This window comes from Stenotrophomonas sp. (assembly GCF_050737075.1).
Taxonomy (GTDB): Bacteria; Pseudomonadota; Gammaproteobacteria; order Xanthomonadales; family Xanthomonadaceae; genus Stenotrophomonas.
On record NZ_JBOHXV010000125.1, the window covers coordinates 1 to 11,515 of the forward strand.

At 68.1% G+C, this 11,515-nt stretch carries 10 protein-coding genes; all 10 read right to left on the reverse strand.

Annotated features, from left to right (window positions below; all coding sequences use genetic code 11):
- Nucleotides 1-237: 237 nt before the first annotated feature.
- Nucleotides 238-1,017, reverse strand: a complete 780-nt coding sequence (locus ACREPD_RS20250; RefSeq protein ID WP_431600975.1) for a flagellar brake protein — start codon at nt 1,015-1,017, stop codon at nt 238-240.
- Between the two features lie 118 nt (nt 1,018-1,135).
- Complete coding sequence (locus ACREPD_RS20255) at nt 1,136-1,582, reverse strand: hypothetical protein (protein WP_431600976.1); 447 nt, start codon at nt 1,580-1,582, stop codon at nt 1,136-1,138.
- A 195-nt stretch (nt 1,583-1,777) separates the two neighbouring features.
- Nucleotides 1,778-4,018, reverse strand: coding sequence for a methyl-accepting chemotaxis protein (locus ACREPD_RS20260; protein WP_431600977.1), 2,241 nt, complete (start codon nt 4,016-4,018; stop codon nt 1,778-1,780).
- Nucleotides 4,019-4,769: 751 nt separating this feature from the next.
- Nucleotides 4,770-6,746, reverse strand: coding sequence for a chemotaxis protein CheA (locus tag ACREPD_RS20265; protein ID WP_431600978.1), 1,977 nt, complete (start codon nt 6,744-6,746; stop codon nt 4,770-4,772).
- A gap of 48 nt (nt 6,747-6,794) precedes the next feature.
- The gene (locus tag ACREPD_RS20270) at nt 6,795-7,160 is read right to left on the reverse strand and encodes a response regulator (protein ID WP_088435039.1); all 366 of its coding nucleotides are present in this window, start codon (nt 7,158-7,160) and stop codon (nt 6,795-6,797) included.
- A complete protein-coding gene (locus ACREPD_RS20275; protein ID WP_431600979.1) occupies nt 7,157-7,465 on the reverse strand; it encodes an STAS domain-containing protein in 309 nt (102 codons plus the stop codon). Before ACREPD_RS20275 ends, ACREPD_RS20270 begins: the two co-directional genes overlap by 4 nt.
- A gap of 247 nt (nt 7,466-7,712) precedes the next feature.
- The gene (locus ACREPD_RS20280; RefSeq protein ID WP_431600980.1) at nt 7,713-8,888 is read right to left on the reverse strand and encodes a chemotaxis protein CheW; all 1,176 of its coding nucleotides are present in this window, start codon (nt 8,886-8,888) and stop codon (nt 7,713-7,715) included.
- Nucleotides 8,885-9,667 carry a ParA family protein gene (locus ACREPD_RS20285; protein WP_431600981.1) on the reverse strand — a complete coding sequence of 261 codons (783 nt, stop codon included), beginning with the start codon at nt 9,665-9,667 and terminating at the stop codon, nt 8,885-8,887. The genes ACREPD_RS20280 and ACREPD_RS20285 overlap by 4 nt, the downstream gene beginning before the upstream one ends.
- Nucleotides 9,668-9,671: 4 nt before the next feature.
- The gene (gene motD, locus ACREPD_RS20290) at nt 9,672-10,661 is read right to left on the reverse strand and encodes a flagellar motor protein MotD (protein WP_431600982.1); all 990 of its coding nucleotides are present in this window, start codon (nt 10,659-10,661) and stop codon (nt 9,672-9,674) included.
- Nucleotide 10,662: 1 nt separating this feature from the next.
- Nucleotides 10,663-11,403, reverse strand: a complete 741-nt coding sequence (locus ACREPD_RS20295) for a flagellar motor protein (RefSeq protein WP_431600983.1) — start codon at nt 11,401-11,403, stop codon at nt 10,663-10,665.
- Between the last annotated feature and the right edge of the window lie 112 nt (nt 11,404-11,515).

An 11,515-nucleotide genomic window follows, 5' to 3' on the forward strand; every position in this document is an offset into this window, starting at 1 on the left:
CGCCAACCCTTTGACGCTCGGTCGGTGTGCCAGCAAAAAGCGGTAGGTACCAACCGTTGGTTGGTACCGCTCTTGCTTTCAACGAGGCGCCGACCATCCACGGACGGAGCGGTGGGGATAGGGTTGCGGGGGTGTGAGCGGCATGGATGCCGCGACCAAGCCCCCATGGATGGGTTCACGGCGTCCCCCGCAACCCTGTCCCGCCGCTCCGTAGCAGCGACCAACCTGCCGCCGCTTTCAGCTTTCGCCGTTTTTGCGGGCGCTGCGTTGGCGGTCGATGCGGAAGATGTAGCGCTGGATGGCGCTGTCGCCGCCGCGGGGGAGGCCGTCGAAACGCATGCCGATGCGCTTCATTTCGACGCCGTTGGGCAGCTTGACGGAGAGCTGGTTGCAGACGATCAGCGACACGTGGAGGGGGCCGGATTCGGGCATGTCCAGGCGGGCGTCGTAGCGCTTCTGCATGCCGAACACATTGCAGTCCACCGGGACGGTGACGGCCAGGCCGCCGCCGCTGATGTCGACCACGCGCAGGTGCAGGGCCTCGCTGCGGTCCTCGTTGATCGGGAACATCAGGTGCGGCGAGTCGGTGATCGGCGTCTCCAGCCGGTACAGCTCGCGGCGCTGCAGGTGCACCAGTTCGGTGGGGAACGGCACGCGGAAGGCCACGTGGCGGTGGCCGCCGGTGCGTTCCAGGTGGTCCAGGCGGAACCGCACCATCACCCGGTCGAGCTGCGCGAAGCACAGTAGATAGCCCGCGTCTTCGGCCGCGCGGTTGGCCGGCTCGGACGGGCTGCCGTCCAGCAGCAGGCTGTCCTCGTCCTCGTCCAGCTCCAGGATCGCGGTCGGGAACGATTGGTCGCGACCGCCCAGATGGGCGTTGATCAGCGAACGCTGGTCGATCAGCGCCTGCAGCAACTGCCGGATCTGGCGGGGGTTGCGGACCAGGTAACGGTCATCCGTGCCGTCATCGTGGGCGGCATGCGGAGCGTCGTGTGCGTCAAGGCTGCCTTCGGACATGGACTCTGGCTGGTTGGGCGGGTACAGACATCGTTCGATGTCGGGTCTCAGTCCGTTTATCGGCACCAGCTCACAATAATGTAGGGGGAATGTGTGTAGCGGCGTCTGCTGCGGCGCGTCAGTCCTGCGCGCAGGCGCAGTGTGGCGACAGGATCATCGGGGCCTGCGGGTTCGCCAGCAGGCGTTGCACCAGCGGCGCCGCCGATTGCGGGCGCCCGCCGCCGATGAGCAGCGCGGGCCCGGCGTAGACCAGCCGGCGCTTGGCATCCAGCACCACCCAGGGGTAGGGCACCACCGTGGCGATGCCGTGGTAGTCCCGTGCCGGCATGGCCGGCAGCTCGGCCGGCATGCTGTCGGTGCAGGCGCAGGGCGCGCCGATCCGCAGCAGCACCGGGGCGCCATCGACGGCGGGCAACGGGCCGAGCCGGGCCAGGATCTGTGCGGCGCTCAACGATGCCTCGCTCGACGTCCACTGCGAACAGGCCAGGGGCACCAGCCAGCCCAGCCATGCCGCCATTGCCGCCGCACAGAGCGCGCTGCGCAGGCCCCGCCACCGCTTCAACATACCGACCCCGTCACGTCGCAGCCCTCCCAGTGATGCCGTAAGCGGGTAGCGGCGCGATGACCGGGGAACTTGATGCGGTTTGGGTGGGCGAACGGCGTTTGACGGTACGTTTGTTTCGAATTTGTGACGCGTTCCCCATAACGACGACACCCCGCCGAAGCGGGGTGTCGTTGATGCTGCGTCGTGCTGGCGGTATCAGAACTCCTGCCAGTCGCTCTCGTTGGCCAGCGCGGGTTCGCGTGCCGGTGCGCGGCGCGCCGGGGCCGGCGTCGCTGCGCGGGCACGGGTGGGTGCGGTGGTGCGCGTGGCGATCGCGGCCACGGCCACGACGGGCGCGGCATGCGTGTCGAGCTTGAACAGCGAGACCGCGTCGGTGAGGTGGCCGGCCTGTTCTTCCATCGAGCGCGCGGCGGCGGTGGCTTCCTCGACCAGCGCGGCGTTCTGCTGGGTGGTCTCGTCCATCTGCATGACGGTCTGGTTGACCTGCTCGATGCCCGCCGACTGTTCCTGCGAGGCCGCCGAGATCTCGGCCATGATGTCGGTCACGCGCTGCACCGACGCCACGATCTCGCTCATGGTGGCGCCGGCCTGGTTGACCAGGGCCGAGCCTTCGGCGACCTTGCCGACCGACTCGTCGATCAGGCCCTTGATCTCCTTGGCCGCACTGGCCGACCGCTGGGCCAGGGTGCGCACTTCCGAGGCGACCACGGCGAAGCCGCGGCCCTGTTCACCGGCACGGGCGGCTTCCACCGCGGCATTCAACGCCAGGATGTTGGTCTGGAAGGCGATGCCGTCGATGACGGTGATGATGTCGGCGATGCGGCGCGAGGACGCATCGATCTCGTGCATGGTGCTGACCACGCGGCCGACGACGTCGCCGCCCTGCGAGGCCACCGAATGCGCGCCGATGGCGAGCTGGTTGGCCTGGCGGGCATGTTCGGCGTTCTGGCGCACGGTGGAGGTGAGCTCCTCCATCGATGCCGCCGTTTCTTCCAGGTTGGCAGCCTGCTGCTCGGTGCGGCGCGACAGGTCGTTGTTGCCCGAGGCAATCTCGCCGGCGGCGGTGCTGATGCTGCCCGACGCATGCTGGATGCGGCCTACGATCTGGGTCAGCTGGGCCACGGTGGTGTTGGCGTCGTCGCGCATGCTGGCGAACACGCCGTGGAACTGGCCCTGCATGCGCACGGTCAGGTCGCCGTTGGCGATGGCCTGGAGCAGGTGCGAGAGCTGCGACAGGTTGCCGTCGGCCACTTCCATCATGGTGTTCAGGCGTTCGATCATCACCCGGAAGTCGTGGTCGAAGCGCAGCGCGTCGCCGCGCTGGCTGAAGTCGCCGGCGGCGGCGGCCTGGGCGAGCGACTGGATCTGGGTGTTGATGGCCAGCAGGCTGGCCTTGGCCGCGTCCATCGATTCATGCAGGATCGCGCGGGTGCCCGGCAGGCGGCGCGCATCCTGCGAGAGGTCGCCGGCGGCGTACTGGTTGAGGACGTTGATGGCGTCCTTGATCGAATCCAGGTGCTCGAAGATCACCGTGTTGACGCCCACGGCCAGCTCGCCGTACACGCCCGGGAAGTCTTCCGGGATGCGGTGGCTGATGTCCGGGCCGGCGTGCATCTCGACCATCTGCTGGGTCTCGCCGGAGAAGCGGCGCAGCATCAGGGTCATGTCGCGGGTGGCGGCCAGCATCCGGCCGGATTCGTCGGCCGTGGTGAGGCTGGGGATGTTCACCGAGAGGTCGCCGCGTGCCACCGACTGGATGGCGTGCATCGCCTGGCGGATCGGCCCGGTCACGGCGCGCGCGATCACCACGCCCATCGCCACGGCCAACAGCGTCAGCAGCAGGATGGTGGTGATGATGGCCACCACACTGTTGCGGTGGGTGGTGTTGGCGTCGGCGATCTTGGCCTGCATCAGGCTGCTGCTCAACGCGCCGAGTTCCTTGAGGTCGTCGAACATCTTGCGGCGTGCGGGGCGCGACTTTCCGTCGGAAATCTGCTGGGCCAGCGGGCCGTCGGCGGCGGCCACGGCGGCGCGCATTTCGGCGTTGGCGGCGAAGTAGGCGTCCAGGTCGGCGGCGACCTTCCGGTACAGCTCCTTTTCCTTCTCGCCGGCTGGCAGCGCGGCGTAGGCGTTCAGTTCATCGCGCACGGTCTTGGCGGTGGCGTCCATGCGGGTGTTGTAGTCGGCCACCTTGTCGGCCTGGTCCAGCATGGTCAGCTGGGCCAGTTCGAAGGTGCGGAACTCGCCGAGCTGCGCGCGCACTTCGCCCAGGTGCTGGACGGAGGGAATGTCGTTGCTCGCCATTTCGGCGAGTTCGGCGTTGACGCTGTTCAAACGCACCAGGGCGAACACGCCCAGCGCGATCGTCATCAACGTCGTGAGCGCAAACCCGACCGCGAGCTTGCGGCTGATGGGAAGATCATGGAACCACTTCATGCGGGGAACTCCGGACAGGGCGGGGGTGCGCAGCCGTGGGGACGCTGGGCGGGGGGCTTGGACGGTGGGGCGATGGGGCGTGAGGCAGGCAATGAACGTGTCATCGCTATTGCGGATAACGGCGGCGGAGCGTCTGAACTTGAGTGTTCGATGTCACATTTTTTCGGCCGCGCTGGCCCCGCAGGGTTTTCGCCTGATGGTTGCGAAAGCAAGCAATGCCAACGCATTCGCCGTGCGGTGGCGAATGGGGCGCCGATACCAGCCCGTATCGGTGCCGACCGACATCACGGTTTGCCATCCCGCGTTCATGGCCCCGGAACGGAGAGCAGCCACGCATGGCGTGGCACTACGATCTTGATTACGTGATCGTCCTGCGCACGTAAAGGTTCGTAGAGACACGCCGCGCCGCATGAACATCGGGCGCCATTTCGATGAGCGCATCGCCATGCGCCCGGGACAAACCGCGTCTACGGTGCACGCTTCTGTTGCGTGTCGACCGCGCGCAGCGCGGCACAAGCGTCCGAAGCCGACGCGGCGACGGTTGCCACCATGGTTCCAACGTTTAGACCGAAACGAAGCCACCCGTCAGGCGTTCATGACCCCGAAACGAAGCCACCCGTCAGGCGTTCATGACCCCGAAACGAAGAACAGCCGACCAACGGTCGGCCCCACCCGGAAAAACAAAAAACGCCCCCGCAATCCAACGGGGGCGTTTCCACCCGGCCAACGGCCGGCGCTGCCATCCGCGCAGTTACGCCGCCTGCGGCACCCGCAGCGAACGCACCAGCCCACCGATATCCACGATGAGCGCGACACGGCCATCACCCAGGATGGTCGCACCGGACACGCCGCTGATACGGCGATAGTTGTTTTCGATGTTCTTCACCACGACCTGCTGCTGGCCGACGAGTTCGTCCACTTCCAGCGCGATCTTCTGGCCGTCGCCTTCCACCACCACCACCAGCGAATCGTCGTTGGTGCGGCGGCCGAAGCCGTAGTACTCGCTGAGCGACAGGATCGGCAGGTACTCGCCACGCACCCGCAGCACGCGGCCTTCGCCGGCCATGGAGCGCACGTCTTCAGCCTGCGGCTGCAGCGCCTCCAGTACGTAGGCCAGCGGCAGGATCACCGTTTCGCCGGCGACCGACACGGTCATGCCGTCGAGGATCGCCAGGGTCAGCGGCAACCGGATCAGCACGCGGGTGCCATTGCCGGCCTTGCTTTCCAGTTGTACTTCGCCACCCAGTGCCTGGATGTTGCGGCGGACCACGTCCATGCCCACGCCACGCCCGGAGAGATCGGTGACAGCGTCGGCGGTGGAGAAGCCGGGCTGGAAGATCAGGTCCCAGACCTGCGCGTCGGTGGGGTTGTCGGGCACGCTCAGGCCGCGCTCGACCGCCTTGGACAGGATCTTGTCGCGGTTCAGGCCGCGGCCGTCGTCGCTCACTTCGATCACGATGTGACCGCCCTGATGCGATGCGGCCAAGGTAATCGTGCCGGTCTCGTCCTTGCCGGCATCGCGACGGACGTCGGGCATTTCCAGGCCGTGGTCGATCGAGTTGCGGACCAGGTGCACCAGCGGATCGGCGATCTTCTCGATCAGACCCTTGTCCAGCTCCGTGCCTTCGCCGATGGTGCGCAGGCGCACCTGCTTGCCGAGGCGCGAGGAGAGGTCGCGGACCAGGCGCGGGAAGCGGCGGAACACCGCGTCCACGGGCAGCATGCGCACGCCGATGACCGCTTCCTGCAGGTCGCGGGTGTTGCGTTCGAGCAGATCCAGGCCGGCGAACAGCTGTTCGGCATGCACCGGGTCCAGTGCATGCGAGACCTGCTTGAGCATGGCCTGGGTGATGACCAGCTCGCCGACCAGGTTGATGAGCGCATCGACCTTTTCCACGGCGACGCGGATGGAGGTCTCTGCTTCCTGCGCCGCAGCGGCCGGAGCGGCGGCGGTAGCCGGTGCGACCGGTGCGGCGACAGTGGCTGCCGCAGGGGTGGGTGCGCTGGTGGCCAGGCTCGGCGGTGCGGCCGGACGGATGTCCAGTTCGCAGTCGTCCACGACCCAGGCGAAGGTGTCTTCGATCTTGCTGCGCGGCACCTTGCCGACCAGGCCCAGGTCCCACGCCAGGTGGGCTTCGAGCGGATCGAGCTGGTCGAAGCCGGGCAGGCGTTCCATCCGCGCGGCGACCTGCAGCGAACCGAGGTGCTCCAGTTCGCGGATGATGCGCAGCGGATCGTTGCCGCTCATGAACAGCGACGGCGAGGGCACGAAGCCGATCTGCCAGGCTTCCGGGGTGTCATCGACCTTGGCGGCGGCCGGTGCGGCAGCGGCCGGCGCCTGGCCGGACAGCACCGCTTCCAGGCGTGCCTTGATCGCGGCAACGGCCTGCGGGTCGGCAGGCGTGCCGTGTTCGGCTTCGCGCAGCAGGGCGCGCAGCACGTCCACCGAGGACAGCATGGCGTCGACCGCGGCCGCTTCCAGCGCGCGCTTGCCGGCCCGCAGTTCGTCCAGCAGCGTTTCCAGTACGTGGGTCAGCGCGGCGACGGCGTCGAAGCCGAAGGTGCCGGCACCGCCCTTGATGGAGTGCGCGGCGCGGAACACCGAGTTGATGATTTCCGGATCCTGCTGGCCCGATTCCAGTGCCAGCAGTCCAGCTTCCATGGCATCCAGCCCTTCGCGGCTTTCCTCGAAGAAGGTGGCGTGGAAGCGTTGCAGGTCCATGCTCATGGGAGTTCGGGTCCGGTTACCAAAGGGGGAGGAGAGGGCAGGAAGGGATCAGCCCAGAACTTTCTGGACGGTAGCGACCAGTTGTTCCGGGTTGAACGGCTTGACCAGCCAGCCGGTGGCACCGGCCGCCTTGCCTTCGGACTTCTTGTCGGCCGCCGATTCGGTGGTCAGCATCAGCATCGGCGTGAACTTGTAGTCCGGCAGCTGGCGCAGTTCGCGGATCAGCGCGATACCGTCCATGTTGGGCATGTTCACGTCGGTCACCACGGCGTTGAAGCGCTGGCCCTTGGCCCGCCCCAGTGCAACGGCACCGTCTTCGGCTTCCTCGACGGAAAAGCCGGCCGAGGTGAGGGCGAAAGAGACCATCTGGCGCATCGACGCCGAGTCGTCCACCACCAAGATACGTGCGCTCATGCAGCGTTCTCCACAGATTTCAGGTTGTCATGGGTTGCGTCCAGGCCGAGGGCCTGGGTGACGCCGAGCAGTCGCGCGGCATCACGGAAGGTGGCAGTGCAGCCGTCGAATGCGGTCGGGTGGCCTGCCTGGCGGCGGGCATCGACGAAGGCACACAGGACCTGCATGGCCGCGGTATGGATACGGCCGACCTGGCTGGCATCCAGCGTCAGATCGCCGGCCTGGTCCACCAAGGGGGCCAGGCGTGTTTTGAGCTCGGTGCTGGTCTCGATTCCGAGATCATCACCCAAGGCCACAGTGCTCATCGTTGCTCCGGACAAACGGTTCCGAGGTCTATAACGGCGTATTTCTGGAAACCTTTAGGGGGGGCTCGCCAACCATGCCTCCAGCACGGGGAATGGGGGTAGAGCCACCCCATGGGTGGCTGAAGGCGTCCATGGGTGGCTGAACGCGTCCATGGGTGGCTGAACGCGTCCATGGGTGGCTGCGCACGGTCCCTGGCATCGCGCAGCCACCCATGGGGTGGCTCTACGGTCCGGGTACAGGCTGCTGTCAGTTCAACAGCTGCGTGGCATCCAGCAGGATCATCGGCTGCGCGGTCACCCGCGCCACGCCGCGGAACAGGTCGTTGGAGATCTGGCAGATGCGCGCGGTGTCCGGCGGCTCGATCTGGGAATCGGTGAGGTTGGCGACGTCTTCCACCGCCGAGACCCGCAGCCCCATGGTTTCGCCGTTCTCCTCCAGCACCACGATGCGGGTGTTGGCATCCTCGCGGGCCGGACCGGCGCCCAGGTGCACGCCCAGGTCCATGACCGGGACCACCTGGCCACGCAGATTCATGATGCCCAGCATCGCCGATGCGGTGCCGCGCAGCGGCAGCAGCGGTACCGGCAGTACCACCTCCTGCACCTTCAGCAGCTCCAGCGCGTACGCCTGGGGCCCGCAGCGCAGGCGCAGCCAGCGCGAGGTGCGCTCGCTGGCGCGGCGGTCGCCGCGGGGGCTGGAGGCCGGGTTGCGTGCCTGCGCCTGCAGCTCCTGCCAGCTGGTCGGGCGGCCAGCCGCGGCGTCGGCAAAGGCCGCAGGCGCGGCAGGGCGTGCGATGGGGGCAGCAGGCGGTGTGGGCATGGCGCGGGTAATGGGGGCGGGCGTCGGTGCGGCGGGCGCGGCGCGTGCCACGGGCGGCGCTGCGGCGGGCGCGTCGTGCAGCGTTTCGGGTGGCACGTCGTCCCAGCTCGGGCGCGCGTCATCGCCCTTGGCCGTCGCGGCGACAGGGCCCAGCGCCGGGTCGTTCATCAGCTCATCAAGCAGCGCCAGCGCGGCCGGTGCGCCGGGTGCAGTGGGGCTGTCAAATGCCGGTGCGGCGGCGGGTGCCATCACTGGACCGAGCGCCGGGTCGTTCATCAGTTCGTCGAGCAGCGCCAGCGCCGCCGGCGCGCCGGGCGCGGTCGGGCTGTCAAATGCCGGTGCGGTGGCGGTGGGTGTCACCGCCGGGCCGAGTGCCGGGTCGTTCATCAGTTCGTCGAGCAGCGCCAACGCCGCCGGTGCACCGGGTGCGGTCGGACTGTCGAACGCCGGCGCGGCGGCATCCGCGGCCTGCGCGAACTCGGCGCGGATTGCTTCGGCGACGCCGTCGGCGTCTTCCTGCGCGGCGACGGCGACCTGTGCGGCCGGTACGGCGTCACCGAGCAGTTCTTCCAGATAGTCGTCCAGTACGTCGGTGCTGTTCATGCCGCGCGTTCCATCTGCAGCGCGTCGTCGGCCAGGATCCATTCCAGGGCACGCCGGTAGGCGGCCAGGCCGCGGCCCGGGTAGTCGGTGGTCAGCAGCGGCAGGGTCAGGCTGGCGGCATTGGAGACCCGGGTGTCCACGGGAATGGCGTCCTGCCAGACGCGGTGGCCGTGGCGGTCCTGCATCTGCTTGAGCGTTTCATTGCCGGTGCGGGTGCGGCGGTCGAACAGGGTGGGCAGGATCGACATCGGCAGCGGGCGGCGGCGCGAGCGCTCCACCATCTCGCCGGTACGGACCATGCCGTCCAGACCGTGCAGGGCCAGCGGTTCGGCCTGGGTCGGAATGATCAGGCGATCGGCGGCGGCCAGCGCGTTGATCATCAGCAGGCCCAACGTGGGCGCGCAGTCGAGCAGGATGTAATCGTGCTGGCCCTGGTGCCGCGACAGCGCGTTCTGCAGGGCCAGGCCCAGCCCCGGCTGGTTGGCACTGCGTCGCTCCAGCGTGGCCAGTGCGGCCTGCGCGCAGACGTAGTCCACACCCGGGATGTCGCTGTGGTGGGACAGGCTGGCGAGCTCGGCAGGCGGGGTGCCGAACAGTTCCAGCACGCCCTGCGGCGTCGGCTCCAGCGGCACGCCGAAGGCGCGGGTCAGCGACGAATGCGGATCAAGATCGATCAGCAGCACGCGGTGGCCAAGCGCGGCCAGGCCGCGGCCGAGCGCGAGGGTGGTTGTGGTCTTGCCCACGCCGCCTTTCTGATTGGCGATTGCCCAGATGCGCATCGGTTCACTCCTTCATTGCGGGGGGAACGGCGGCGCCAATACGGCTGCCGGCCGGCACCGGTGGCAACTGCACCGGGGCGAGGGGGGAAACAGGGGGTGCGGGCGACGGTGCCGCCGCACTCGTTTCGGCGGTGAGCTGCGGACCCAGCGGGTCCACGCCCTGCGCGGTGTCGGCGAGTATGATCACCATCACCCGCCGGTTGCGGTTGCGGCCTTCGGCGCTGGCGTTGTCTTCGCGCGGGCGGAACTGGCCGTAGCCGACCATCGCCAGCCGCGCCGGCTGCACGCCCTGGTCGGCGAACAGGTGCACCACGCTGGCCGCGCGGGCGGCCGAGAGTTCCCAGTTGGACGGGAACATCGTGGTGGCGATCGGTATGTTGTCGGTGTGGCCTTCCACGCGCACGCCATTGGGCGCGTCGTGCAGCACCTGGGCCAGCGACGACAGGGTGTCGCGGGCGCGCACGTCGAGCGTGGCCGAGCCGGTGGTGAACAGGATGTCGCTGTTGATCTCCACCTCGATCCACAGCTCGGTGCGGCGCACGGTGATCATGCCGCGGTCGATCAGCGGCGCCAGCGTGGCGGTGAGGCGGTCGGCGATGGTGTTCAACTGGCGCTCGGCGCGCTGCAGCTGTTCCTGGTTGTGCACCGATACCGGCATGCGCATCTGCGAGGCCATGGCCGGCAGCAGGGTGGGGTCGTTGGAGGGCGAGGGCGCCGACGGGCCGACGCGGTTGCCGGCCTTGATCACCGACGGGCTGTCCCAGCCACCGCCCTGGACCTGCTGGTTGCCGACCTGCACCGGGTTGATGGTGCGCGGCGCGCCACCGAACGCGGTGGTCAGCGCGTCGGCCATGACCCGGTACTTGCCCTCGTTGAGCGAGGAGATCGCGTACATCACCACGAAGAAGGCAAGCAGCAGCGTCATGAGGTCGGCGTAGGGAATCGCCCAGGCCTCATGGTTGGCATGCTCTTCGTGGGCTTTGCGGCGCGCCATGTCAGTGCAGGAACCCGGACAGGTTGGTTTCGATGTTGCGTGGGTTCTCACCCTGGGCGATCGAGATCAGGCCTTCGATGATCATCTCGCGGTCGCGGCTGTTGTGGTGGATCACGCTCTTGAGCTTGGCCGAGACCGGCAGGAACAGCAGGTTGGCCGAGGCGATGCCGTAGATGGTGGCGGTGAACGCGGCGGCAATGCCGTGGCCGAGCTTGCTGGGGTCGGCCAGGTTCTTCATGACCGCGATCAGGCCCAGCACGGCGCCGATGATGCCCAGCGTGGGGGCATAGATGCCCATGCCTTCGAACACTTTGGAGGCGGCCAGGTCCTGGCTCTCCTGGCTGCTCAGTTCGATTTCCATCATGTGGCGGATGGTCTCCGGCTCCACGCCATCGACCAGCAGCTGCAGGCCCTTGCGCAGGAACGGGTCGTCCTGCGCGTCCACCTGTGCCTCCAGGCCCAGCAGGCCCTGGCGGCGCGCGATGTTGCTCCACTCCACGATCTGGCGGATCAGCTCGCTGCGGTCGGTGCTCGGCGGGCGCACGACCCAGCGCACGATCTTGAAGGCGTGTTTGAACACGGCGGGCGAGGTGTGCAGCAGGATCGCGGCCAGGGTGCCGACGATGACGATCACGAAGGCCGCAGGGGACCACAGCGAGGCCAGCCCGGCGCCCTTGAGAATGCTGCCGCCCACCAGGGAGGCCAGGGCGAGGAAAAGTCCAATGAGGCTGAGTCTGTCCATTTGTCCGATATCGGCTTGCGTGGGGGGGACTTGAATTGAGGGGCTATCGGGGATTCAGCCACGCAGGGCGTGGCTCTACGGTTTCAGGTCTTCGGGTGGTTCAGCCACGCAT